Genomic DNA, 24,278 nt, shown 5'->3' on the forward strand with positions numbered 1-24,278 from the left:
GGTCGGGACCGGCGCCCGCTGAACGGCGGCGGCAAGCGCCCCGGGGGCTTCGGCGAAGCTGGTCAGCGCGTCGGCGTCGAGCACGACCGCCCGGCCGGTGGCGAGCAGTTTTTCCGCCCGGGCCCGCGTCGCCGCCCCGACGCCGGCACCGGGTCCAAGCAGCAGGGCGTTCAACCGCGGGTCCGCGAGCAGCCTGTCGAGCGCGGCGTCATCGTCCAGCGGCGCGGTGATCAGTGCCGCGGTATCCTGGGCGTAGATCGGCAGCGCCGCGGGCGGCACGGCCGCGGTGACCAGCCCGGCGCCGACGCGCAGCGCCGCCCGGCAGGCCAGCCGACCGGCCCCGGTCGCGGTGGCGTCGCCCAGCACCAGCGCGTGGCCGAAGCGGTACTTGTGGTCGCCGGGCGTGCGCCACGGCCAGCGGTCGGCGAACAGCGCGGGCTGGTTCTCGAACGTGGCCGGCCCGTCGGTGTCGGCGCAGGCGGTCGCCAGCACCTCGGGCGGGATGCCGATGTCGGCGAGCACGACCAGCCCGCAGTAATCCCGCCCCGGCAGCAGCAGATGGCCGGGCTTCTTGCGGAAGAAGGTGACCGTGCAGGCGGCCCGCACCGCCACCTCGCCCAGCACCTGCCCGTGGTCGCCGGTGATGCCGCTCGGCACGTCGACGGCGACAGTGGGGAGCGCGCGCGCGCTCAGTGCCGCGACGACCGCGCGCGGCGCGCCCTCCAAGGGCCGGCTGAGGCCGGCGCCGAACAGCGCGTCGACCGCGACGTCGGCGCCGTCCAGCAGCTCGGGCGACAGCGCCTTAACCGGCCCGTCCCACAGCCGGGCGTGATGCGCGGCGTCGCCCTGCAGCTGGTCGACCGAGCCCAGCAGGCCCAGGCGCACGCTCCAACCGGCCGCCTGCAGATGGCGCGCCGCGACGAAGCCGTCGCCGCCGTTGTTGCCGGGCCCGCACAGCACCACCGCCGTCCCGGGATGAAAGCGCGCCCGTACCGCCTCCGCGACCGCGCGGCCGGCGTTCTCCATCAACGTCGTGCCCGGTACGCCGCCGGCGATCGCCGTGCGGTCGGCAACCGTCATCTGGGCGACGGTGAGCAGTTCGTGGTCGTGGCTCATCGCGTCTACGGTCCCTCGTCGCGGTCCCGCGGCCGTCGGTTGCCGGCCAGCGGTGAGCGCCGTTGCCATACGGCTCGGCGGGTCGCCTGTCCGCCACGGGGCAGGACAAGGGCAATGGCGAGGCGGTTGCCCGCGGCCTGCAGCTCCCGCGAACCGTGGCACATCGTGCGGTCAGCCCGGCGCGTGCTTGGCTTTCAGGTCGCGGAACTGGGCGATGCTGGCGTCCGCGCCGGCGCGCAGGTGGGCGACGTCGGAGTTCGCGATCAAGAGGTCGTAGCCGGCCTGGATCAGCCGTTCGGGCCCGCGCTCGGGCGTCGCGATGCCGCCCAGCAGCTTGCCGGCGGCCTTCGCCGCGCGCTCGATCCGCTGCACTGCCTTCTGCACCTCGGGATGGTCCGGCTGGCCGAGGTAGCCGAGCTGCGCCGACAGGTCGAACGGCCCAACGAACAGCATGTCGACGCCGTCGACCCCGGCGATCTCCTCGACCGCCGTCAGGCCCTCCGGGCTCTCGATCTGGCAGATCAGGGTCAGGCGCTCGGCGACCCCGGCCAGATATTCCTGCCAGAACGCGCCGTGACCGGTCGCGCGTACCACCGTCGCCGCCAGGCCCCGGTGCCCGTCGGGCGGGTACCGGCAGCTTGCGACCGCCTGCCGGGCGTCGGCGGCGGACTGGACGGCGGGCACCATCACGCCGGTTACCCCGGTATCCAGGATACGTTTCAGGTAGACCGGGTCGTTGGCCGGAATGCGCGCGAGCGGGGCGACATCGAAGCCGTTCAGCGCGCGCAGCATCTCGGTCGCCTCGCTGAAGCCCATCGGCCCGTGTTCCATGTCGATCATGACCGCGTCATAGCCGGCCCGCGCCATGATCTCGGTCACCGCGGTGCTGCCCAGCATCAGCCAACACGCCAGCCCCGGGCCGTCGTCGCGCAGCCGGGCCTTCAGGTCAAACTGCCGGTCCGCCGTCATGAGCTTCCCCCAAGTTGGTGTGCCCGCGCCGTGGGGCATGGGGCCGATCCTAGGGATCGCAGCCTAGTAGCGGAAGCCGTGGAAGCGGCGCCTGGGCTTCCTGGTCACGGGATCGATCTCGTCGGGCAGCGGATCGTCGCCGTGCTGCCAGTCGGGCCCGTCCGCCGGCGTGGCAAGTTCGCCGAGGGCGGCGACGCGGTCTTCGGTTTTCGGGTGGCTGCGCAGCATCGACGGCTGGTTGGCCGCGCCCTGCCGGCCGAACAGGTTTTCCCAGTAGCGCTGCTGCTGGCTCTCCATCTTCTCGAGCGCGCTCGCCACCCCTTCCGGATCGCCGGTCAGCATCGCCGCACCGGCGTCGGCGTCGAACTCACGCGTGCGCGACAGCGCCAACTGCAGCAAGAGCGACACCAGCGGTGCGCCGCCCAACAGCAGGATCACCGGCCAGGGCACCATCACCTCGCCCGAGCCGATCGCCGGCAGGTTGAACAGGATCAGCACCATCGCCAGGAACGCCAGCGTGCGCGTCACCTTGGTCATGAAGTCGGCGAGCGCCATCAGCTTGAGGTCGCCGTTGGCGACGTGGGCCAACTCGTGCGCCACCACGCCGGCGATTTCGCGCCCGGTCAGGCGGCGCAGCAACCCGTCCGACAGGGCCAGGTTGACCTCGTCCTTGGAGCCGGTGGTGAACGCCAGCATCAGCCGGCTGGGGACGTAGTACAGCGTCGGCTTGATCGTGATCCGCGCGCGCTCGCACAGCGCGTCGACCGTTTCGTACAACAGCGGCACCTCGCGCCGCTCGAGCGGCCGGGCGGAGAACACTTGCAGCATCAGCCGCTGCGACATCTGCGGGCCGAGGTAGAGGATCACCGCCGCGAAGCCGCCGATCCAGATCAGGCCCGCGGGCCCCGCGATCAGGTAGCCGATCGCGGCCAACAGCACGGCGAGCCCGCCGATCAGGGCGACCGCGTGGACGACGTTGCGCCGATGGTTCGCGGCGACCCGCGCGGGGTCGATGGTGAACTGCGGGGTCATAGTATGCATGTGGGATCGACCGTTGATCCCGGAAAGATGATCCGGCGGACGTTTCGCCGCACGGCGGACCCGGCGCGGCGGACCTCGCGCGGAGGACCCGGCGCGGACTACTGGAACGCCACCTCCGCGAACGAGCGCAGCTTACGGGAGTGCAGGCGTTCGCGTTCCTGCTGCTGCAGGATCTCCAGCGCCTTCAGGCCGATCTCCAGGTGCTGCTCGACCCGCTTGCGGTAGAACTCGCCCGCCATGCCGGCCAGCTTGATCTCGCCGTGCAGCGGCTTGTCGGAGACGCACAGCAGGACGCCGTAGGGCACCCGGCAGCGGTAGCCGTTGGCGGCGACCGCGGCGCTCTCCATGTCGAGCCCGACCGCGCGCGACTGCGACAGCCGGCGCAGCATCGCCTGGTGGTCGCCCAACTCCCAGTTGCGGTTGTCGACGCTCGCCACGGTGCCGGTGCGCATCACGCTCTTGAGGTCATAGCCCGCGTGCCCGGTGACCTCCGCCACCGCCTGCTCGAGCGCCTGCTGCACCTCCGCGAGCGCCGGGATCGGGACCCAGGTGGGCAGTTCCTCGTCCAGCACGTGGTCCTCGCGGGCGTAGCCGTGGGCGAGCACGTAGTCGCCCAGCTGCTGGGTGTTCCGCAGGCCCGCGCAATGGCCCAGCATCAGCCAGGCGTGCGGGCGCAGCACGGCGACGTGGTCGGTCATGGTGCGCGCGTTCGACGGGCCGACGCCGATGTTGATCAGCGTGATCCCGCCGGAGTTCGCCCCGACCAGATGGTAGCCCGGCATCTGCGGCAGCCGGTCGGGCGGCGTCCCCTCGCCCGCGTCCGCGCCGTTCGGGGTGATCACCTCGCCCGGCTCGACGAACTGGGTGTAGCGCGGGTCGCGCTCGCGCATCAGCCGGCGGCCCAGACGCACGAACGCGTCGACGTAGAACTGGTAGTTCGTGAAGATCACGAAGTTCTGGAAGTTGTGCGGGCGCGTGCCGGTGTAGTGCAGCAGACGCTGCAGCGAATAGTCGATCCGCGCGGCGCGGAACGGCGCGAGCGGGCTCGGTTCGTCGCGCCCCAGCTGCATCGTGCCGTCGATGATCGCGTCGTCCATCCGGGTCAGGTCGGGCACGTCGAACAGGTCGCGCAGCGGGGTGTCGGGCACCGTGCCCTGGGCGCGCAGCTGCTGCGTCTCGTGGTTGATGTCGCGCTTGTAGGCGGCGTGGACCGCGATCGGCTCGTGGGATTCGCCGATCTCCACCGGCACCCCGTGGTTTTCGATCAAAAGCGCGATCTGCTCGCGCAGATAGGGAGCGAACACATCCGGCCGGGTCACGGTCGTCTCGTGCGCCCCGGGCCGCGCGACGAAGCCGTAGGACAGGCGCGAGTCGACCTGCGCGTGGCTGCGCGTGCTCAGCCGGACGAACGGATAGGTCGCGCGCACCGCCTGCTTGGGCGGCTGGCCGTTCAGGTACGCCTCGAAGTGCGTGCGCAGGAACGCGGTGTTGCGCTCGTAGATCTCCTCGATCCGCGCGAGCGCCGCGTCCGGATCGCGGAAGCTTTCGGTCTGGAACGGCTCGGGGGTCAGCTTGTCGGGCATGGCCTCTTCCGGCGGACGGCAGTCGACGATTGGACAGGGCGAACCGCACGCCACTCGGCGCGTGCGTGCGCCCCTCGCATCAGCCTATCACAGTACCTGGCAGAGACGGGATAAGGTGGGGTGGCCAGCGGGATTCGAACCCGCGACCTCATGGACCACAACCAGGCGTTTTTCCCAGGTTTTCTGGGGCTTTGCAGCTATCTTTCCGACGCCTCTTCCGACATCAGCGCGTCGGCCGCACGCGCGGCCACGGCCTGCCGGTGGCTGACATCCTCTTCCAGCAGATCGCCGTAGATGTCGTACGTCACCTGGATTGAGCTATGCCCCATCGTCGTCTGGATCTCCTTGGCGTTCATCCCCGCAGCGATCAGGCTTGAAGCGTAGAAGTGCCGGAGTGCGTGGAACGACAGCCCGCACTCCTCCTCGCCGGCGTACTTCAGCAGCGCCTTCCAGATCCGATGGTAGAAGTTCGACCGGTCCATCACGCCGCCGCGCGCGCTCGGGAATAGCAGCGGCCCCTCGGGCGCGACCGCAAGCCAGGCGCGCAGTTCCCGGATCACTTCGGCCGGCAACGGTACCTCGCGGCTGCCGGCTTTCGTCTTTGGCGCCTTGAGGTTGCCGTCTTTGTCCGCAGCCCGGCGCACGCGCACGACCTCCCTGTCGAGCTGAAGGTCGGTCTTATAGAGCGCGCGGATCTCGCCCTGCCGCAAGCCCGTCATCGCGTCCATCAGCACGATCACATAGTTCCGCCGCCACGCGCGCTGCACGTCTTTCCACCCGCGTGGGCCTTCTGTCGGGGTGTAGTTTCGCCAGGCCTCGTTGCCGGCCTCCCAGCCCATCGCCTTGGGGGTGTCGTCACGCAGCTCTTTGGCCTTGCGCAGCAGCTCGCGCACGAGATCGCGGCTCGGCAGTTCCAGTACGTCGTCGCCGTCTTCGCCGGGGCTGACGCGCTTCTTACTGCTCTGCGCGGCGATCGACACGTCACGCCACCAGCCGCCCAGCGTGTGTCCATGCCGGCGGGCGTCTTCCAGGGCGGACTTCGCGATCGTCAGCACCTCGCGCGCGGACTTGCGCTTATCGAACCTGTTCAGCAGCCGATCGCGCAGGCCGCGGAACTTCCGCTCGTTCAGCTCGTCGATCCAGAGGCTGCCGATGCTGTCTTGGCCGATCACGCTTGCCGCCCACATCAGCTGCGCCTTGCGCGCGGTTCCGACGGGCTCGGTGCCGTCGATTCCGATCGTGCCGGCGCGCTCAGCATAGTCCTCGAGCCAGCCCTGCAGGCGCCAGCGCGTTTCGACCGCCGTGCGCTCGCCCGAGCCCTGCCGACTCTCGACCTGCCGCTGAAAAGCGTCAGCGTGCTCCTCCGGATCATTGCCGCGCTTTTTCTTGAACGACCGGCTGCGCGGCTTGTTGTTCTGGTCGCGCCATTCGACGACCCAACTCGAACTCTCGCCCTTTTTGGTCGTCCAGGTCTTTTTCCTTACCGACGCCATCGCGCCCTCCGTTGTTCACTACATTTATGGTGGCGAATCGCCCTAGGCGTTCGCACGCACAACGTCGAGCGCCTCGTCGATCCGGCCGGCGAAGACGGGCGCGTAGAGCGTGTCCCCGTAGGCGCCGTGATTGATACCCTTCAGACGGTAAACACTGGGTTTTCGTCGTCGCTTACTGCATCGAACTGCGAAGTGGCGCTCCGATGCGCCCCCAACAAACTCTTATACTGAAGTATTTTGTGGCGCTCATCGGCGTCGTGACCAGATACCGATCAACCGAGACAGGGCCAGGCGCCAATCCACATCCATTGAGGAGGAACCGGCGGCTGTCAGTAAGATCGGCTCGCGAGAGAGGCGTACTAGGCGACGCCTGAAAGCAGACGTTCATAACGGCTCGTCGCCTCGCTCAGGCGCACCACCGCGTCGGTGACCGACTGCGGCGGGATCCGGTAAAGCACCTCGCGCGTCGCGGGATCCAGGATGTCGGTGAAGATCCGCCGGCTGCCCGGTGCGAACTGCGTACGCACCTCGACCGCGGCTTCCCTTAACGCCGATCGCGCAGCCTCGTGCGGCCGCGCAGCCCCACCGCCCGGATCGGCTCGGCGGCCCTGAACCGCATCCGCCGAGGGCGCCATGGGCACCGGCTGTATGTCATCCACCATCCCGTCCTCCCGATACCTTCAGGCCACGCTGGATAGGCACGTCGCCGGCTTCTCGCCGGATTCCTCTTACCTGGCGGCGGTCACCGCAACCCCATCAGCTGATTGGACAGATCGAGCGAGATCTGCACCATACCCGCGCGCACGCCGCCGCCACCCAGGAGGCCGACCGCCGGGCTGGTCACCCCGGGCTGCGGACCGCCCTCCGCGCTCTTGCGCGCCAGAAAGGTCTGGACGATCCGGTCCATCGTCTCCGGCTTCTTGAGGTCGGCGAAGTCGACCTTCTGGGCGAAGATCCGCTTCTGCTTGTCGATGTCCTGTCCGGCGATCTGGTCCGGCAGGTTGAGGCCGCTGCGCACGACCTCGTAGAGCGGCTTGTCGCCCATCACGTCGAACCAGTTCTCGGCATCCCCGATCTTACGCTGGAAGTACATCGCCAGGCGCAGGTTCGGGTTCTGCTGGCCGACCGCCTCCTCGTGACGCCAGGTCACGTACTTGTCGACCATGTCCTTCTGCCAGCTGGCCGAGGACAGGTTCAGGCCCTTCATGTTCGGGTAGTTGAACTTGAGCGCGAGCTCCCGGTACTTGGGATCCGAGAGCCGGTTGACCATCGACTCCTTGTCGAGCGGATCCTCCTCCAGGAGCTGGCGCATGAAGGCGTTGTGGCCGGTCTTCTCGCCCAGGCCGTGCGCCCTCAGGGCGAACTCGAACAGGCGCTGGTCCGAGACCAGGTCCTTGGCCGTCTTGGCGCTGGCGATGTTCTCCCTGAAGTAGGCGATGTCGCGCTCGATCATCGGGTTGGTCTGACGGAACTGCTGCTGTTGCGCGGCCGTCCCGTCCTTGACCATCTGCCAGCCGGCCATCGCCGGCATCGAGGCGATCGGCGAGGAGATCAGCATCGCCTCACCCCTCCTCCAGCACGAGCTCGCGGAAGGCTTCGCCCGCGCCCGCCTCGACCTCGATCGCCTGGCCGAGCGCCAGCACCGCGTCCTCGTATTTCATCACCGGCTTGAGTGCCATCATCGCCTTGTAGACGGCCCCGTCGGCGGCGAGCCGGCGGCCTTCCCGCAGCCGCTGCACGACGTCGGGATGCTCGAAGGCCGCGAGCAGCTCGACCAAGAGCTGGTCGAAGGTCGCCAGCCGGGGATCGTCCATCTCCGCGTTCTCCATGATGATCGACTGCATCAGGAAATACGCCCGCCGGACCGGCGTGGTTGCTTCCTCCGCCTGCATGATGTTCTTGCCGCGGATGACGTTGGCGTGGTTGAGAACGCAAAGGTCCGCCTGTTCCGACTTGCTCCGGTTCTGGATCACCGCCGAGTTGATGACGACCCTGCCCTCAGGCGGTACCGTGATACGCAGCCCCATCCTGGACCTCCGCTTCCTCAGTTGGCGCGGCCGCCTGCTGGCGCAGCCCCGCGATGATGGCCTTGTTGATGTCGATCAGCGGGGCGCGTTCGGCCTTGCCCGCGATCACCTGGCTGGAGAAGCGCCCGACCCAGTTGCCGATCGAGATCAACTGAGCGCGCGTGACCTCCGGCAGCTGATTGGCGTCGTCCGCGAGGTGAGCCATCAGCTTGGTCCAGTAGCGCCGGTTCTCGTCGAGCGCCGAGATCAGCTCGCTGCCGGCGCCGGCCTCCTCGAGCATTCGGGTCAGGCGGATCATGACCGCCACCTCGCCCTGGCGGGGGTTCTCGTGGCGGATCGTGGCGGCGGTGTAGGCGTTCACACCCATGTTGCTAAACACTCCTTGTGTTCCTCTGAAGTCTGAGGGGTCTTCCGTTAACGCCCGGTGTAGAACCGCGCGTTCTGCGTTACGCTGTTCCGTCGTCCGCTCCGGATGTCCGTGTGTCCGGGCCTAGAAGGGGAAGAGAATGTCGTAGATCTGCTGACCGTAGCGGGGTTGCTGCACGTCGCTCAGCTGACCCTCTCCGCCGTAGGCGATCCGCGCCTCCGCGATGTCGTCGTAATAGATCTTGTTGGCGCTGGAGATGTCTTCAGGGCGGATCACGCCGGCGACCTGCAGGATCCGGTTCTCGAAATTGACCCGGACCTCCTGCCGGCCGGCAATCACGAAGTTGCCGTTCGGCAGCACCTGCGTGACCAGGGCGGCGAGCTCGAGCTCGACGGTCTCGGTGCGCTGGACCGCGCCCTCGCCGCCGTAAGTTCCGCTGCTCTGGGCATCCACCAGGTTTTCCGGCGACACCGCTTCGGGCAAAACCTTGGAGAGCGACCCCTCGTAGCCGAGAAGCGCGCTCGCCCCCGCACTCTCGTTCGCGTTACGCGACCGGCTGCTGCGGTTCTCCAAACTCGCCTGGTCGTCGATCTCGATCACGACCGTCAGGATGTCGCCGATGTCGCCGGCGCGCTGGTCCTCGAAGAAGGCCCGGCTACCGGGGCTCCACAGCGAGTTGGCGTGAGGCTGCGAGGCCTCCGGGCGGGGCTGTGGCATGGGCAGGCGCACCGGCTCCGGTCCGACGAGTCGTTCCGGGCTCTGGACCGCGCTCTGCGGCGGTTCCTGACCGACCTGAGCGAGCCGGTCGGCGGTGTTGCAGGCGCCGAGCGCGAGGCCGGCGAACAGAAGAACGGGGATGGCGTCAGGACGCATGGCCGGCTCCTAATTGATCTGGACGGCGACGCTGCCGTCGGCGCGGACCACGCCCGCGATGGTTCGCTTGGAGGCGCTGTTCAGGACCCGGACGGTCTCGCCCTCCGCACCGTCAGAGAGTGCGCGCCCCTTCACGCTGAGGCTCATCCGCGCGGTCTGCAGGCGCAGCACGACCCGGCTGTTCCGCTCGACCAGCACCGGCGCCTCGATATCGCTCGTCGAGAGTGTTTTGTCCGCGCGCAGCCGGCGCCGCGCCGCCTGGCCCACGATCTCGCCCATCCCGCGAATCTCGCTGCGGCGCAGGTCGTCCTCCGGGATCTCGCGCCAGGCTAGGTCGCGTTCGGTGATCACCGCGCCGCGCGGGATGGTGCGGGCGGTCACCGGCACCTCCACCAACGCGACCGCACGTCCGCCCACCCGGGCGGTCTCGCGGTAGCGCCCCGCACCGACAGCGATCCGGGCGGCGAAGCGGCCAATTCCCCGATCATGATCGATCGCCAGCACCTTGACGCCGGTCGGTCCGTCGACCGGCACGTCGAAGCGGATCGATCGATGGTCCAGCTCGACGGCGAGTCGCTCCGGCGCGCCCCGCGCGATCAGCCGTTCGCGCACCGCCTCGGCGATCTCGGCCGCCTCGATCCGGTGCGCCCGGCGGTGAACCTCGCTGCGGCTCGCCGGCCCCGGCCGCCAGTCGATCTCGTAATGCTCGGCGGCGCGAGCCAGCCAGCGGGCGTTCAACTCGACCGTCTCGCCCGGCGCCGGGGCGTTGCCCAGACGCGCATCGCCCCGCGCCCCGAGCCCGGTGAAGATGTCGCCCAGCCTGACCGTCTCGCCAGTGACCTCGACGCGCGGGTTGAGGCTGACGGGCATGCCCTCGGCGAGCGCCGCCGTGGGCGCCCAGAGCACGCTGCATGCGAGCGCCGCGCGGAAGAAGATGTTCAGCATGTCGCCCCCTATGCCATAAACTCAATGGCTTAGCGCATCCGGCTGACCGATTGCATCATCTCGTCGGAGGCGGTGATCACCTTGGAGTTCATCTCGTAGGCCCGCTGGGCGGCGACCATGTTGGTGATCTCCTTGACCATATCGACGTTCGACTTCTCGACCGCCCCCTGCAGCACGCTGCCGAAGCCGGCCTGGCCCGGCACGCCGATCGCGGCCTGGCCGCTGGCGGCCGTCTCGACGAACAGGTTGTCGCCGAGCGCGCGCAGGCCGGCCTCGTTCGGGAAGCGGGCGAGCTCCAGCTGGCCGACGTTCTGCGGCTCGACCTGGCCTTCGAGATCGACCCAGACCCCGCCGTTGGCATTGATGGTCACGCCGACGGCGTCCGGCGGCACGTTGATGCCGGGCTGCACCCGATAGCCGTCCGGGGTGACGATGTCGCCCTCCGGAGACAGCTGGAAGGCGCCGGCGCGGGAGTAGCCGGTTTCGCCGTTCGGCATCTCGATCATGAACATGCCCCTGCCGTTAACCGCGAGATCGAGGGGATTGTCGGTCATCTCGATCGAGCCCTGCTCGGAGATGCGGTAGACCGCCTCCGGCTTGACGCCCAGGCCGAGTTGGATGCCCGAGGGCACGACCGTGCCCGCGTCGGAGGAGTTCGCCCCGGCCCGGCGGTGGTCCTGGTACAGGAGGTCGGAGAACTCGGCGCGCTGGCGTTTGTAGCCCGTCGTGTTCATGTTGGCGATGTTGTTCGCGATGACCTCGACGTTCATCTGCTGGGCCAGCATGCCGGTCGCGGCAATGTTCAGGGACTGCATCGGGCTTTCCTCATCAGGTATTACGGTCTTCCGCGCGGACAGAACTATGGGTTGCCTACCAGGGAGCGCACGGCGCGAAGCATGCGCTCGTGCTCGCTCTCGGCGACCTTGCTGGCACCCTGGTAGCTGCGGGAGACGTCGATCAGGCGGGTCATCTCGACCACGCCCTGGACGTTGGAGCCCTCGATCATGCCCTGCATCACGCGCGCTTCCGGGCTCGGCTCGGCCGCCATGTCCTCGCCGGCCTCGTAGAGCCCGCCCGGGCGCTTCTCGAGCGCCTGCTCGTTCTCGAAGGTGACCGGCTCGATCCGCGCGATCGTGCCGGCCTCGGTCGCGATCGTGCCATCCTCGGAGACCTCCAGCGCCGCGGCGTCCTGGGGCACGCGGATCGGATCGCCATTGGCGTCGAGCACCGGATCGCCGGCCTTGGTCACCAGCCCGCCCTCGGCGTCCAGCTGGAAGCTGCCGTTGCGGGTGTAGCGCACCCCCTCCTCCGTTTCGACGCGGAAGTATCCCCGCCCGGAGATCGCCAGGTCGAGCGGGTTCTCGGTACGCTTCATCGGGCCTTCCTGCAGGTTGCGCACCGTTGAGATGTCCTGCGTGAAGCTCATCTCGCCCAACTTGCCGCGCTGCGTGTCCTGCAGGTACTCAACGAACATCAACTCCTCGCCGCGATAGGCGGGCGTGTTCAGGTTCGCCATGTTGTTGGCTATGAGGGTCATTTCGCGCCGCAGGCCGGCCTGGCGGGACAGGGCGATGTAGGTCGTCGATTCCATGGGGGTCGCCTTTCCGTTCTTCCGACGCGCTCCGCGGTCTTCCTTGCAGGACCCGTGCCACCGCTGTGGATGCGCGGATTCCCAGGCTTCTGTCCGTATCCGAGGACGGTCCTGCGGGGCTGTCGACCGTTTCCTGCCCGGCAATTTCTTCCGCCCGGCAGGCCTTGTGTTCCGTCGTCCGCGCGGCTGGAAGGAAGATCGCACCGGAATGGTTAAGAGCGGGTTGCGCCTACCCGCGACGATCCCGGCGCGCGCGGCACGACCAGTCCGGCCACGAGATTTTCCGAACAACGGATACGTTTACCGAAATTAACCTGTCCGTAAGCACTTTCTGGCCCGATGTCATTGGAAGTCCGACCCCGGCTTCCTTGATCCGCCATCCAGAAGGGGCGCGGATCAACGCCTTCGACACGGGTCCTCGAGCCAGAAGGGATGGGGACGATGCATCAAAACGACACGACGTCCGTCGGTTCGGATGTCTCGGTGACCGGCAACGCCGGTCAGGACCTCGCCGGCCTGATCGCCATGGTTGCGGCCGCCCACCTGCGCCACCCCCCCACGCCGGCGAACGAACTGCCGCAGCTGATCCGCCGGATCGGCGACGCGCTGCGCCCCTACGCCGGATCGGGCCTTCGTGAAACGGCAGCCAACCCCGCCTCCTCGGTGACCCAGGCCGTCCAGGAGACCGATCCAGGGACGCCCGCCCCGGACCCCGAGCGGCCTCCCTGGATGCCGGCGGGCACCTTCGGGCCGCAGCGCCCGCCGAGCGCCCCCGCGGTACCGGTCGACCAGACGCACGGGCACGACTACGTGATCTGCCTCGAGGACGGCCGTCGGATGAAGATGCTCAAGCGCCATCTGCGCAACATCTACGGCATGACGGCCGAGCAATACATCCGGAAATGGGGTCTGCCGGAGGACTATCCGCTGAGCTGCCGGGCCTATCGCGAGGAGTGGCGCCGGATCGCCAGCCAGATCGGCTTCCAGCCCGGCAATCCCGGGCCGGTGCGCCAGCCGGCCAACCAGCCCGCCGCCAGCACCTCCAAGCAGCCATCAAGGGTCAAGACCTGACCCCGGGCGGCCGCGCGCCGCCCGGGGGCCTGCAGATCGGTGTGGTGTCTCGCCAGCGGGCAAGCCCGGGTCAGCCGCAATCCGTGTGGGACAGGAACGCGCCTGGCAGCGCGCCGCTCCGGCGGACGCTGAACACGAGCGCGTTGGGGGCCGGTGTTTCCGCCAGGTTCTCGCCCACGCTGAGGCGGGCGTCGGCGGTGCCCGAGGCGAATCCGCCCCCACGCCCGCTGTCGGCCTGGTAGGCGACGAGGTCGTCGATTGCCCGCGCGGGGTCCAGCGCGCCCGCGTAGCTGACCGCGTTACCGCTCATGTCGCCGCCGTTTCGGCGAGCCGGTCGATATGATCTGGATCGGACGTCGGCATCTCGGGATCGTCGCCTATTTTCGGGCCCTGGTTCGCACAGGCGCCGGCCGCCAGACCGGCGGCGACCACGGCGGCCAAGGGGACGCCGGGCTTGGTCGCATCCCGGCCGCGCGTTCATCGGCGGCGGCCGCCGTCGCTCAGCTGGGCGGCGTAGACCTGACCGGGTTGGCCGTCGACCACTTCCACGACGATCAGGCCTTCCGGGACCGGCGGTCGTCGCATCAGGTCCGTGAGTCCGGCGTCGGTGAACGGCGCCAGCTGCAACGCCCGACCGTCCCGGTCCAGATTCAGGCCGGCAAAGGCTGCAGTCAGGCAGGCGTTGATGGGCGGCACATCGAAGGCGTCGGCAGCCGCGACCTCCACGGCCAGCAGTCATTCGCCGGCGTCGTTCCGCAGGAGATCGTAGTCGGCGTTCTTGTCCATCGCGTTCATCGGGCCCTCCGCGCGTAGGGCTTTGTGCGGGAGAGATGGTTCCGGTGCCCGCCGCGCGTCGCCGGAGGTGCGTTATTGGTTTCCGCTTGGCTGGGCGTCTCGCCCGGGCTCGAACAGCTCGGCGTAGTTGAGCCAGTAGACGTAAAGCTCGCCGCACCTGGGGCAGGTCACCGGTCCGGGCGCACCCCGCCAGCGGTGCGCGCAGGCGCAGCAGCGATAGTCGGCCGTGTCGGCGCGGCGCGGCATGGCCCTCAGATCCAGGTGCCGTGCGGGCCGGGTCGACGCGGTTCCGGTGCCGGGCGCGACGGTCCGGGCTGCTGGCCGCGGGCGAACTTCAGGGTGAAGGTGCGGCCCTGGTCTTCAAACGGGCCGTCCTTGCCGTCGTCGACGACGGAACCGGCCAGCAGGCGCAGGGCCTGGCGGATCGTCCCGGCCGGGAAAAACAGGGCGGCGAGGCGCATGGGCGAATCCTTGCGGGGCCATTTGGACATTAGGGCGTGTGTGGCCGGCGATCGGGGTCGGGCTGCGCGAGATGGCGGTCCGACTGGCGGGGCAGCCGCCCCCGATCGCCGCGCCCGCCGGATATCGAAGCCGGCAACGATGTGGGGTGCCCACGGCCAAATCGCTCCGTTCGCCAGCTCGTAACGTGCGGCAGATACACAGTCCGGGCGTCAGATTTTTTTTACGGTCGTGCCCCTACGCCCCTCACCCGTAAGGCATGCCTAACCGTGCCCCCGGACTGTGGCTTCAAGTTTCGGCGTTTTCAGATGGCGCAATTCTACTTGGATATTGAATCGATGCCTCCATCCCGCCGGAGTTCGACGGGGAAATTCGGGCTACTTGTGTCGGTGGTGTCGCAACACATGTCCACACCAGCTACCGCGTATCAGACGACTGCGACGGGATCTTCGATCACAAGCTTATCGTCGCGCAGGGTCTCGTAGTCGCCTACAGGGATGAGGACGGCGCCAAGCACGCGCTGGCGTTTGATACCAACTACGCCTCCGGGATTTCTCTCATTCACCCCGACGCCACCTGTGACGCGGTCTACCTGGAGAAGGTGGGGCGGATCGCCGCGCAAGCACTCAATCTCACGGATCTTGCCGTTACCAAGAAGGAATGTCTGCAGACCGTGTTGGTCGCTTGAAGTGCAAGCCGCTAGGAAACGAGCCCGCAGCGGGCTCCGCGTAGAAATTGCGATTCAGGTATTCGTAGACTATATGAAGAAGTCATACCAAGGAGGTTGGCATGACCGTTAAAACGACCCTCAGCCTCCCCGACCGCCACCACCGGTTCCTGACCGAAAAGGTGGGACAGGGTATGTTTGCCTCGCAAAGTTCGGCCGTGGCGGCTGCGCTCGAACAGATGATCCGCGACGAAGAAGAGCGCGACATGGCTCTCGGCACGTTGGCCGGCGAGGTCCAGTCACGTCTACAAACGCCGCGCAAGGACTATGTGGAGGGTGATGATGCCTTCGCGGCGGCGCGATCACAGCTGCAGACCTCGCGCAAAACGTGAGATACCGCCTGCGGTTCCATCGGGCGCAATAGGCCAATCCGCGCGCGAGTGCGAGGCCGCTCTGTTCGCGCGCTGCCGGTTGCTGTACGCCGGTCGCGTACCGGCTGTGCCGGACGACCCTCGGCTGGTCCGATTATTCGGTTATCTCGCCGAGTTTACGGCGTTGCTTACGGACACGCCAGCACGTGATCGCTTGCTGGATTTTGCCCATGATTGCGAGCGCCGGGTTCGCGACCGCGCCCCGCTGGATCCGTACACGTTAGACCCGGCGCCAGAGGTCGTTCGTGAGGATGATCTGGCTCGGAACTGGGGGCTGTACCGCGGCTTGGACACCGGCCGCCTGAAGAGTGAGTGGGCTGCGGCGAATCACCTTGAAAGCAGCCGCCCAACGTTGTCGCGATTGTGACGGATCACGTCTTGGTGGCCACGGCTCGGGACAACGCCGTACCGTTGGACGATCAAGCTGTCGGTGGCGAGCGCTTCAACGACGTGTTCGAGCACAGCGTGGCCACCGAGAGTTTCGAGTTCTGGTTCGCCGAAGGGGCCTTCGGCGCGAACACCGCATGGGTGCACGACGCCGAGATCGTGATCCGCGGCACCGCTCAGGGGGTGTTCAGGCCGTCCGTCGCCGACGCCGGCCTGGGCGAGCTGCAGCGCCAGCTGACCTACAAGGCCCGCTGGCGCGGCCGGCACGTCATCAAGCTCGACCGGTTCGACGCCAGCACGCAGACCTGTTCGGGCTGCGGGCACCCGTTGACGGACGACGCCAAACTGGGCCTGTCAGACCGCCGCTGGACGTGCCCGTCCTGCGGCGGAACCCATGACCGCGACGACAACGCCAGCCTCAACATCCTGCGCTGGGGCCTGGACAAGCTGATACGGCGAGGCACGTCGGGAGTCACGCCCGGGGAGAGCGTCAGCGCTGGCCGGAGACCCGAACCCCAGCGGCAAACGCGGCACGGGCAAGGGGCTGCGGCGAACCCCGGCTCGGCGAACCGGGAATGTTGAAGCCTCACAAGATCTTGTATCTCGTGAGTTACTTCAGTAATACCGTAGCAGGTAATCGCTCCCCACACCGGTGCCACCGCGTGCGATCGCCGACCGGGGGCGCACGGCTCAAAGGCGGCGCGCCTGGGCGCGGATCGCAGGTCGTCGAACCAGTCGATTGGCTCCGGTGCCTTACTTATCGGAAGGCAGACCCACACACGGTTGCGGATGGCCCGCCGGCCCGGACGTCAGTGCCGGCCGTTCAGGGACACGCTGATCGGGCCGTCGGGCGCACGCCGGGCGATTCCCGTGCGGGCGTAGGCCGTCATTTCCCCGCCGGTCCGCAGAACGTTGCGGACGTGCGAGACCATCACCTCGTGTGCCGCGCGCTCGGCGAGGCACGCACGTTCGACATCGCGGGCGGCCGAACGGATCGCATCCAGCGCGCTCGCGAAGCCTTGCGTCTCCCGGGCCGTGAGCGCGTCGATCCATCCCGGGGTCGCCTCCAGCGCCTCGTAGATCTCGCCGAACAGCGCCAGGCAGGTGTCCCGCTCGGCGCGCGCCTCGGCAAGGCCTGCCTGATCGCCGGACACCTGGGCCGCCTCCTCTTGAAGCGCGTCGGCCAGGGCTTCCGCCGCCTCGCTCGCATCGGCGACCCAGTCGGCGATCTCGTCGGGGTGCAGCGGATCGGGCCCGTCGTCACTCATTTCCGCCCCCTTCGTTCTGCCGGGCGAGCATTTCCTGCTCGACGACCTGCGCGATGCCCACCCCGCTGCTGGCGGCGACAGCCTTGCCATACTGTTCGACCAGCAGGCCCTGGAAGATCTTCTCGCCCGGGCCGCCGGAGAAAGGCCCGCCCTGGGGCAGTGTATCGAACACCGGCTTGAGCATCTGGGCGACGAACATCGCCTCGAACTCCTGTGCGGCCTTCTTGATCGCCTGGCGATCGCCGTTCGGCACACTCGGCAGGTCGATCTTCTGGCTGCTGGCCCGCAGCAGCGCGGGGTTCATCGGGCTCGGGGAAAATCCGGACATGCTGCGCTCCCGTTTCGCGCCCTAGACCTGCCGACCGAGGAACTCGCCCCAGCCGGACCGCCCATCGGTCTCGTCGTGCTCGCCGGGCGCGCCCAGTTCCGCGAGCGCGAGGAAGGTATGGTACGACACGGCCGCGTCCTGGACCGGGCGCAGCCAGGAAAAGGCGCTGCCGCCGACGTGCGAACGCGGACCCGAGGGCGCTGCCGCCACGGCCGCCGGCGCTTCCGCCCCCGGCGCCATGGAACCCGGCGTCTCCGCAGCCGGCGTCTGGGGCACCTCGACGGCCGCCAACTTGCCGGCGAAGAAGTCCCGCACCTCGCTCAGGCTGCGCGCACGGCCCTGGTCGTAGAACACCGGACGGTTGGCCTCGGCCGCGCGCGGGAACAGCTCCGCCGCCAGACGGCCGCCGTCGGCGCGTTCGGCCTGAATGAACCTGGCCGCGCCGCCGGCGCCCAGGAAATGTGCCAGGTAGAGCTCGGTCTCGCCGATCGGCCCGTCAACGCGGCCCCTCAGCACCGCGCGGTTGTCGTCGGCGAGCGCGTCGGCCATCCGCGCCGACACCTCCGGGTCGTCGCGCATCGCCAGGATCCGGGCCTTCTCCTGAGGACTGGCGCCGTTCCGGAGCGTCCGCGCCTCGGCCCCGAGGCCGTGCTTATCGCCGTGCCGGGCGACCATGTCGAGCCAGGTGCTCTCGGTGAACTGGAACAGGCCGCGCGCCGAGCTGGTCGAGGCCTGCGCCCGGGCGTCGAAGCCGCTCTCCAGACTCGCCATGCGCACCAGACGCCCGAACTCGCCGTCGTCCTCGCTGACCCGGCGGATCGCGCTCAGAGACTGGGCGGATGCGTCGCCGCCGGCGCCGGTTACAGCCGTCATCCCGTTTCTCCCGCCCGTTGTCGCATCAAGCGGCCCTGAGCCCGTTGTTCGGCCCGATCTCCGCACCGCCGGCGTTGAACATCACCTCGTCGAGCGACACCCGGAGATCGGCGAGCCATGCGGTGTGCACCGGCTCCAGCATCTCAAGCCCGTGCCGCAAGGTCCGCACGAAATGCCAGACGATCCGATCGTCCGCCTGACACGTGCATTCCCCGGCGACGGCCACGCAGAGGTCCAGGCGATCCGCGGCATCCGCGGCCGCATCGAGAAGTGTGCGAACGTCGCTCAGGACCGTCCTGGCAGCCGACACCCCCAGGAGGGCGCCATGCCCGAGACCCCGATAGCGTGGGGCCACGTAGACCCGGTTGATGTCGATCTCGAGGTCGAGTGTGACCGTGCCGCCGGGCAGATCGGCGTCCTGGACCAGACGGCGATCGAATCTGAGCGCACCGATCGGATCCTCGTCGGCCCCAAGCGACACGCCGGTGACCGCCTCGGCGCCGCCGTCGCCGGTCCGGATCACGATCCCCAGGTCTTCGCAGGCCGCGTCCGGATCACCCACGCCGGCGAAGCTCCGCCGCACGCCGCTTAGCTCACTCGCTTTGGAGACCGGCACGATGGCCACCTCCTCGCCGTGCCGCCAGCCTGTCAGGAAACGCCCGAGCACGCATTCGGCCGCGGAGCGCGAATAGCGCAGACCGGGCCCGCGCGAGGCCTTCCGGCTCCAGAGATCGCTCAGGCGATAGGTCGTCTTGGTCACGTCGTCTCTCCGTTCGCATCGCACCCGAGCGCGCTGGTCAGGTCGTTAAGTCCGCCCATCAGCCGATCGTTCACATCCAGCGAGCGGGCGATACCATCTTTCATAGCGCCCAGCTGCTGAGCCGCGCCGCGGGCGTCTGCCGCCGCGCGCACCGCGCTGCGGTAGCGCGCCGCACGCATGAGGTGGCCGAGCTGTCCGGATCGCGCGTCCGCGTCGTCGAAACCCTCTTGAAGGTCAACTCCGGCGGCGACCGCCTCGGCGAGGCGCCGGTCCATCATATCACCTTGATCTCGGCCTGCATCGCGCCCGCGGCCTTGATCGCCTGCAGGATGGCGATCAGGTCGCGCGGCCCCACGCCGAGCGCATTCAGCCCTTCGACCAGCTGGTTCAGGGTGACACCCGATGGCACCACCGCCATCCGGTTGCCCTCGCCCTCCTCGATCTCGACGTCGGTGCGCGGCACCACGACCGTCTGGCCCTGCTGAGCGAATGGGCCCGGCTGGCTGACCTGCGGGGTCTCGGTGATACGCACGGTCAGGTTGCCCTGGGCGACCGCCACGGTGGAGATGCGCACGTCCTGGCCCATCACGATCGTGCCGGTGCTCTCGTCGATCACGATCCGGGCGGGCTGATCGACCTCGACCGGAAGCTGCTCGATGTCGGCCAGGAGCGCGGTCGCGCTCTCGTAGGTGCCGCCGACCTTGAGTCGCACTGTCGCGGGATCCAGCGACGTGGCGAGCTCGTTGCCGGTGAACCGGTTGATCGCGCTCGCGATCCGCCGGGCGGTGGTGAAGTCGGGGTTGCGCAGCTGCAGATGGACCCGGTCCATGCCGGCGAGCTCGAAGGCGATCTCCTTCTCCACGATCGCACCGCTGGGCAGCCGCCCGCTGGTGGGCACCCCCTTGGTGACCTGCTGCGCGTCGCCGCCGGCGGAGAAGCCGCCGGCGTTCACCGGGCCCTGCGCGACCGCGTAGACCTCGCCGTCGGCGCCCAGCAGCGGCGTCACCAGCAGGGTGCCGCCAAGCAGGCTCTCGGCGCTGCCGAGCGCGGAGACGCTGACATCGATCCGCGAACCGACACGCTGGAAGGGCGGGAGGCTGGCAGTCACCATCACCGCGGCCACGTTCTCGGTATCGAGGTCGGCATCACGGGCGTTGACGCCCAGGCGCTGCAGCATGCCGATCAGGCTTTCGCGGGTGAACGGGCTGTCGCCCAGGTCGTCGCCGGTTCCGTTCAGTCCGACCACCAGACCGTAACCGACCAGCATGTTGTCGCGCACGCCCTCGATCTGGACGATGTCCTTGATGCGCGACTGCGCGCCCGCGTCCACGGCGGCGAGCAGCAGCGGGATCGAGAGAAGAAGCGCCAGCAGGGCGCGCACGCGGGTCATCGGATCGGAAGCATCCCGGGCTCGAGGTCGGAAGATGCCGGCGAACCACCGTCGCCGTCACCTCCGTTATCGACCGTTCGCGGTAAATAAAGCGTTACAGCCTGCGGCTGTGTATCCCCTCAGCTCGCCGCGGCGTTTTCGCGCACGGCGCGCACCTCGGACAGCGGCACGCTGCGGCCGCCGAGGTCGAGCCGGACCTCGCCGTCATAGGCCTCGACGCCGGTCACGCGCGCGGTCCCGAAGGTCTGGGCGGCCGTTACCTTCTCGCCCCGCACCGCGCCCACGACCAGCGTGTAGGTGCCGTCCGGCAGCGCGGTGCCGGCATCGTTCGCGCCGTCCCAGGTCATCTCGTGACGGCCCGCGCCGGCTTCGCCGGCCATCGTCCGGACGATCGCGCCGTTACCGTCGAGCACCTGTACCTCGACCCGTTCGGCCGACTCCTGGAGCTCGTAGGCGAACGGGGCGGCGCCGCCGGCGAGCTCGATCCGGTCGCCGGCAACCTCGACCTGCTTGCCGATCATCGCGACCGCGTCGGTGGTGGCGTTGCCGGTCTGCAGTTCCAGCAGCTTGTCCAGCTTCTCGTTCTGCTTGATGCCCTGCTCGACGCTGGAGAACTGCACCAGCTGTTCGGTGAACTTCGCGGAGTCCATCGGGTTCAGCGGGTCCTGGTTCTGCATCTGGGTGGTTAGCATCTGCAGGAACTGGTCGTAGTCCTTATCCAGCTGCTCCTTGTCGGAGACCTGCTTGTTGCCGGACGCGCCCTGGCTGGCGGCGAGGCTCTGGATATCCATCTCGGTCGTCTCCTGGAAAGAATGCTAGACGGTCAGGTCGAAGCGGCCCTGGTCGGTCCAGCCGTCCCGGCTGCCCGCAGATTCATGCGCCTCGGTGTCTTCCGTCGTCTCCTCGGTCAGTTCGGCGGGGTCATCGGCCGACGCGCCATCCCCGAGCTGACCCGACCCCGCGTGCCGCCCCTGCCCCTTGAGGTCGAAGCTGAGCCCGCCGTCCTGGGTGCGCACGCCGGCGTCCTGCAGGGCGCGCTCGAGCGCGCGGGCGTCGCGGTTCATCATGTCGAGGGTCTCCGCGCGTTCGACGGAGATCCGGACGCGAAGACCGTCGTCGGCGAACTCCATGCGCACGTCGACGCGCCCGAGCTCGCGGGGGTGCAGCTGGATCTGCACCCGGCCCTGCCCGTTCGCGCTCGCCCGCCGGACGCCCGAGGCGATCTGCTGGGCGGTCTGCTGCGCGGCCATCGCCGCCTGGCTGCCGGCCGGCGTCGGGGTCGCGGACGCGCCCGCGGCGTTGACGGCGGCGGTGCCGCTCGCCGCGCCGATTGCGGTCTGCGCGCTCGACGTGCCGTTGGACCGGCTCGAGGCAGTTTGTGCCTCCCCCTTGAGTGCGGCCGCCGGGATCGTCGGCTCGCCAGCCGTCCGGGCCGGTGCGCTGGTCTGCGCCTCGGGCTGCGCCGGGCGCAGCTCGGTCGGCCGGATCGCGGCCAGGCCGCCGCGGCGCTCCGGAACCCGGATCTCGCCGCGCCCGCCCTCGGGCTCAAGCTGGCCGCGGGGCCCGCGCGCACCGCGGGTATCGGCCTCCACGCGCCCGGCCGTGCGGGCTGCGTGCTTGCCGGCTGCCGCGTCCTCCGCCTGCAGCGACAGCAGGCCCGCCGGCGCCGCGCGGCCCGGGATCCGCTCCTCGCCCTGCTGCACGGCAACCTTGATCCCCTCGCCGGTCGAGGTGACCGCGAGCCGCGCGCGCCCGTCGGCGAGCGCCTTGCCCGCGGCGAGCATCTCGCGCGCGGTCTGCGCGCTCTCGCCCCGTCCTTCGGCTGCCACCGCGCGCAAGGCCTCGACGACCTGCTTGGCGCCGACCTGTGCGGGCTGCGTGCTCTCGGGCGCACCGGCCGCCATGGCCTGGCGCACCTTGGCCAGCAGCTCGGGATCGAGCTTGGCAGGCGCCGCCTTACCGTCGACCTCGACCTGCAGCCTGGCGGCCTCGTTCGCCCCACCCGACAGCCGCGCGATCAGGGCGGCGATCCGGGCCAGGGCCTCGGTCGGCTTGCCGTCGGCGGCTGAGCCCGCTTCCGAGACCTGCCCACCCGAGGTCGCCTCGGCCTTGAGGGTCTGGACGGCGGCGCCGGTCTGCTGACCGGCCGTCTTGCTCTCGCCATTGCTGCCGGGCAGCGCGGCGTTGGGCTGACTCATCAGGGCCATGAGGCCGGCGAACAGGCCGGCCGCGTCCTGGCCCGCGCCGTCCTTGCTCGCGTTCGGGCCGGCGACTTTGATCGGAAGAGCGCCTGCGGCGTCGATCGTCATGGCGGCGTGTCGTTCCTCGTTTCGGGGCGCTGGGCCCCGGTTGTTCGTGGTGACGACGGAGGAATGCACGGACCGTGCCAAGATTGCGTTACCGCGTTTCCGCGGATTCTAGAGGCTCTTCCGTTGCCGCCCGGCGTTTTCTGCCGACCGACGAGGCAGGAATTGCCGGGTGTCCGGAAGAGGAAACCGCCGTGCGGTTATCAAGAATTTTCTCAAGACAATCCCAAGGCCGGCCACCATCTCTTCCTTCGAATTTCACCCGAACGCCCTTGGAGAGCGAGAATGCGTAACCCTCACAACAGCAAAAAGCGCCGCGGCGCCGGCATGGTCGAGTACGGCCTGCTCGTAGGTTTGATCGCTGTCAGCGCGATTATTGCTGTGCAAAGCAGTGGCGACCAACCCGCTCGCAGCCTACCCTGGTGAGACTTTTGCTGGAGACGACTATCCTGAAAGCCATCCCGAGGATGGCCTGTGGGCTGACACGTTCGATCTTACGAAGTCGTATTGGACATCCTCAACGTATAGCTCTTCACTCTATTATGTCGTAAGCGCCGGCGAGGGGCAGGTCGGGTCGCTCGCCACACAGTCCCAGCCCGTTCGATGCTTCAGAAGCACGCCTTTATAGCGGATACCCGCGCGCGATGGCCTGATGAGGGCGTCCAGTTCAAAAGGAGAAGGGCCGCCCTCAGGAACTGAAGACGACCCCTCCCTATCTGCCTTATCTGACTCCGCTTAACGGAACAGCGACAGCAGGGCCTGTGGGGCCTGGTTGGCGATCGACAGCGCCTGGGTGCCCAGCTGCTGCTGGACCTGGAGCGCGTTCAGCTTGGCCGACTCTTCCGTCATGTCGGCATCGACAAGGGAGCCCACACCGGCGGTCAACGAGTCCGTCAGCTTGCCGACGAAGTCCATCTGCGTCTCGACGCGCATCTGCGCCTGACCGAAGTTCGCCGCCGCGTCGATGGCCTGCTGGGTGAAGCCCTCCATCGACTGAAGGGCGTTCTGCGCCCCCTCGGCCGAGGTGACGTCGATCTGACCCATCGACTGCAGGCCGACGGCCTTACCGGTGAAGCTGATCGCATTGACGGTCGTATCGGCGGTGGTGGTGACGTCGAATCCGGTCGCAGTGGAGGCCGCAGCGGAGAACTTGCCGGAGCCGCCGTCGAGACCGTTCAGCTTGGTGACGATCGCCGCTTCATCGTCTTGGGACACGTCCAGCGTCTCGGTCTTTGTCTCGCCGTTCGCATCGTTGTAGGTGATGGTGATCGTGTCGAGATCGCCCGCCGCGATGGCGTTGGCATTGTCCAGGCCGAACGTGACAGTGTTGGCGGCATCCACGTTCAAGTTGTTGTTGTTGGCGGAATTGAGCGCGCCGTCTTCAGTGCTCAGGTTCACCTGATCGACCGAGATCCGGGAGGCCTCGACCTCCTGGTTGGAATTGCGGTCCAACGACGACAGGATGTCGAACTTCGCTGTACCGGAAGCGTCCTTGAGCAGGTTCGAGCCGTTGAACTGGGCGGCATCGACCACCGACT

The 24,278-nt window shown here is 68.6% G+C and carries 29 protein-coding genes; 4 read left to right on the forward strand and 25 right to left on the reverse strand.

The annotated features are described in order from the left end of the window. From CKO28_RS16320 to flgF, 13 genes are all read right to left on the reverse strand, one after another. On the reverse strand, positions 1-1,116 hold a 1,116-nt coding region (locus CKO28_RS16320), incomplete at its 3' end, for an NAD(P)H-hydrate epimerase (RefSeq protein ID WP_200341872.1). A gap of 171 nt (positions 1,117-1,287) precedes the next feature. Then, positions 1,288-2,085: an HpcH/HpaI aldolase family protein gene (locus CKO28_RS16325; RefSeq protein ID WP_200341873.1), complete on the reverse strand. Its 798-nt coding sequence runs from the start codon at positions 2,083-2,085 to the stop codon at positions 1,288-1,290. Between the two features lie 63 nt (positions 2,086-2,148). After that, positions 2,149-3,126 (reverse strand): zinc metalloprotease HtpX, encoded by a 978-nt coding sequence (locus CKO28_RS16330; RefSeq protein WP_200341874.1) that lies wholly within the window; start codon positions 3,124-3,126, stop codon positions 2,149-2,151. A 98-nt stretch (positions 3,127-3,224) separates the two neighbouring features. Then, positions 3,225-4,709, reverse strand: coding sequence for an AMP nucleosidase (locus CKO28_RS16335; RefSeq protein ID WP_200341875.1), 1,485 nt, complete (start codon positions 4,707-4,709; stop codon positions 3,225-3,227). A gap of 197 nt (positions 4,710-4,906) precedes the next feature. Next, positions 4,907-6,202, reverse strand: a complete 1,296-nt coding sequence (locus tag CKO28_RS16340; protein ID WP_200341876.1) for a site-specific integrase — start codon at positions 6,200-6,202, stop codon at positions 4,907-4,909. Positions 6,203-6,561: 359 nt separating this feature from the next. After that, positions 6,562-6,729 carry a hypothetical protein gene (locus tag CKO28_RS16345; protein ID WP_200341877.1) on the reverse strand — a complete coding sequence of 56 codons (168 nt, stop codon included), beginning with the start codon at positions 6,727-6,729 and terminating at the stop codon, positions 6,562-6,564. Between the two features lie 215 nt (positions 6,730-6,944). After that, the gene (locus CKO28_RS16350) at positions 6,945-7,760 is read right to left on the reverse strand and encodes a DUF1217 domain-containing protein (RefSeq protein WP_200341878.1); all 816 of its coding nucleotides are present in this window, start codon (positions 7,758-7,760) and stop codon (positions 6,945-6,947) included. A 4-nt stretch (positions 7,761-7,764) separates the two neighbouring features. Next, the gene (locus CKO28_RS16355; protein ID WP_200341879.1) at positions 7,765-8,229 is read right to left on the reverse strand and encodes a flagellar biosynthesis repressor FlbT; all 465 of its coding nucleotides are present in this window, start codon (positions 8,227-8,229) and stop codon (positions 7,765-7,767) included. Then, the gene (locus CKO28_RS16360; RefSeq protein WP_200341880.1) at positions 8,201-8,596 is read right to left on the reverse strand and encodes a flagellar biosynthesis regulator FlaF; all 396 of its coding nucleotides are present in this window, start codon (positions 8,594-8,596) and stop codon (positions 8,201-8,203) included. Before CKO28_RS16360 ends, CKO28_RS16355 begins: the two co-directional genes overlap by 29 nt. Before the next feature lie 123 nt (positions 8,597-8,719). Beyond that, positions 8,720-9,469: a flagellar basal body L-ring protein FlgH gene (gene flgH, locus CKO28_RS16365; RefSeq protein ID WP_200341881.1), complete on the reverse strand. Its 750-nt coding sequence runs from the start codon at positions 9,467-9,469 to the stop codon at positions 8,720-8,722. 9 nt (positions 9,470-9,478) lie between these two features. Further along, positions 9,479-10,414 carry a flagellar basal body P-ring formation chaperone FlgA gene (gene flgA, locus CKO28_RS16370; protein WP_200341882.1) on the reverse strand — a complete coding sequence of 312 codons (936 nt, stop codon included), beginning with the start codon at positions 10,412-10,414 and terminating at the stop codon, positions 9,479-9,481. A gap of 29 nt (positions 10,415-10,443) precedes the next feature. Then, complete coding sequence (gene flgG / locus CKO28_RS16375) at positions 10,444-11,229, reverse strand: flagellar basal-body rod protein FlgG (RefSeq protein ID WP_200341883.1); 786 nt, start codon at positions 11,227-11,229, stop codon at positions 10,444-10,446. 44 nt (positions 11,230-11,273) lie between these two features. Beyond that, positions 11,274-12,005 carry a flagellar basal-body rod protein FlgF gene (gene flgF / locus CKO28_RS16380; RefSeq protein ID WP_200341884.1) on the reverse strand — a complete coding sequence of 244 codons (732 nt, stop codon included), beginning with the start codon at positions 12,003-12,005 and terminating at the stop codon, positions 11,274-11,276. A gap of 441 nt (positions 12,006-12,446) precedes the next feature. Here flgF and CKO28_RS16385 point away from each other — a divergent pair, with 441 nt between their 5' ends. After that, the gene (locus CKO28_RS16385) at positions 12,447-13,076 is read left to right on the forward strand and encodes a Ros/MucR family transcriptional regulator (RefSeq protein ID WP_200341885.1); all 630 of its coding nucleotides are present in this window, start codon (positions 12,447-12,449) and stop codon (positions 13,074-13,076) included. Between the two features lie 70 nt (positions 13,077-13,146). Here CKO28_RS16385 and CKO28_RS16390 read toward each other — a convergent pair whose 3' ends face one another. Continuing rightward, the gene (locus CKO28_RS16390; protein WP_200341886.1) at positions 13,147-13,386 is read right to left on the reverse strand and encodes a hypothetical protein; all 240 of its coding nucleotides are present in this window, start codon (positions 13,384-13,386) and stop codon (positions 13,147-13,149) included. A gap of 29 nt (positions 13,387-13,415) precedes the next feature. On the opposite strand from CKO28_RS16390, the gene CKO28_RS16395 reads away from it, so the two are divergent. Continuing rightward, positions 13,416-13,889: a hypothetical protein gene (locus tag CKO28_RS16395; protein WP_200341887.1), complete on the forward strand. Its 474-nt coding sequence runs from the start codon at positions 13,416-13,418 to the stop codon at positions 13,887-13,889. Positions 13,890-13,943: 54 nt separating this feature from the next. Here the strand turns inward: CKO28_RS16395 and CKO28_RS16400 are convergent, their stop codons facing one another. Continuing rightward, positions 13,944-14,117 (reverse strand): hypothetical protein, encoded by a 174-nt coding sequence (locus CKO28_RS16400; protein ID WP_200341888.1) that lies wholly within the window; start codon positions 14,115-14,117, stop codon positions 13,944-13,946. Positions 14,118-14,122: 5 nt separating this feature from the next. After that, a complete protein-coding gene (locus CKO28_RS16405) occupies positions 14,123-14,332 on the reverse strand; it encodes a hypothetical protein (protein ID WP_200341889.1) in 210 nt (69 codons plus the stop codon). A 787-nt stretch (positions 14,333-15,119) separates the two neighbouring features. Here CKO28_RS16405 and CKO28_RS16410 point away from each other — a divergent pair. Both CKO28_RS16410 and CKO28_RS16415 read left to right on the forward strand, forming a co-directional pair. Next, positions 15,120-15,389, forward strand: coding sequence for a hypothetical protein (locus CKO28_RS16410; RefSeq protein ID WP_200341890.1), 270 nt, complete (start codon positions 15,120-15,122; stop codon positions 15,387-15,389). Between the two features lie 450 nt (positions 15,390-15,839). Further along, complete coding sequence (locus CKO28_RS16415; protein ID WP_200341891.1) at positions 15,840-16,397, forward strand: RNA-guided endonuclease InsQ/TnpB family protein; 558 nt, start codon at positions 15,840-15,842, stop codon at positions 16,395-16,397. A gap of 227 nt (positions 16,398-16,624) precedes the next feature. Here the strand turns inward: CKO28_RS16415 and CKO28_RS16420 are convergent, their stop codons facing one another. From CKO28_RS16420 to CKO28_RS16460, 9 genes are all read right to left on the reverse strand, one after another. After that, positions 16,625-17,083 (reverse strand): hypothetical protein, encoded by a 459-nt coding sequence (locus CKO28_RS16420; RefSeq protein WP_200341892.1) that lies wholly within the window; start codon positions 17,081-17,083, stop codon positions 16,625-16,627. Then, positions 17,076-17,411: a rod-binding protein gene (locus CKO28_RS16425; RefSeq protein ID WP_200341893.1), complete on the reverse strand. Its 336-nt coding sequence runs from the start codon at positions 17,409-17,411 to the stop codon at positions 17,076-17,078. Before CKO28_RS16425 ends, CKO28_RS16420 begins: the two co-directional genes overlap by 8 nt. A gap of 21 nt (positions 17,412-17,432) precedes the next feature. After that, on the reverse strand, positions 17,433-18,284 hold the full coding sequence (locus CKO28_RS16430; protein WP_200341894.1) for a hypothetical protein: 852 nt from the start codon (positions 18,282-18,284) through the stop codon (positions 17,433-17,435). Positions 18,285-18,309: 25 nt separating this feature from the next. After that, positions 18,310-19,044 (reverse strand): hypothetical protein, encoded by a 735-nt coding sequence (locus CKO28_RS16435; RefSeq protein ID WP_200341895.1) that lies wholly within the window; start codon positions 19,042-19,044, stop codon positions 18,310-18,312. Continuing rightward, on the reverse strand, positions 19,041-19,322 hold the full coding sequence (locus tag CKO28_RS16440) for a hypothetical protein (protein ID WP_200341896.1): 282 nt from the start codon (positions 19,320-19,322) through the stop codon (positions 19,041-19,043). The genes CKO28_RS16435 and CKO28_RS16440 overlap by 4 nt, the downstream gene beginning before the upstream one ends. Then, positions 19,319-20,434 carry a flagellar basal body P-ring protein FlgI gene (locus tag CKO28_RS16445; protein ID WP_200341897.1) on the reverse strand — a complete coding sequence of 372 codons (1,116 nt, stop codon included), beginning with the start codon at positions 20,432-20,434 and terminating at the stop codon, positions 19,319-19,321. The genes CKO28_RS16440 and CKO28_RS16445 overlap by 4 nt, the downstream gene beginning before the upstream one ends. A gap of 119 nt (positions 20,435-20,553) precedes the next feature. Next, positions 20,554-21,225: a flagellar hook assembly protein FlgD gene (locus CKO28_RS16450; RefSeq protein ID WP_200341898.1), complete on the reverse strand. Its 672-nt coding sequence runs from the start codon at positions 21,223-21,225 to the stop codon at positions 20,554-20,556. 24 nt (positions 21,226-21,249) lie between these two features. Then, complete coding sequence (locus CKO28_RS16455; protein ID WP_200341899.1) at positions 21,250-22,743, reverse strand: flagellar hook-length control protein FliK; 1,494 nt, start codon at positions 22,741-22,743, stop codon at positions 21,250-21,252. Between the two features lie 732 nt (positions 22,744-23,475). Continuing rightward, positions 23,476-24,278: flagellin (locus CKO28_RS16460; RefSeq protein WP_274610990.1), on the reverse strand; the 803-nt coding region annotated here is incomplete at its 5' end.

The sequence above is a fragment of the Rhodovibrio sodomensis genome, assembly GCF_016583645.1.
Lineage (GTDB): Bacteria > Pseudomonadota > Alphaproteobacteria > Kiloniellales > Rhodovibrionaceae > Rhodovibrio > Rhodovibrio sodomensis.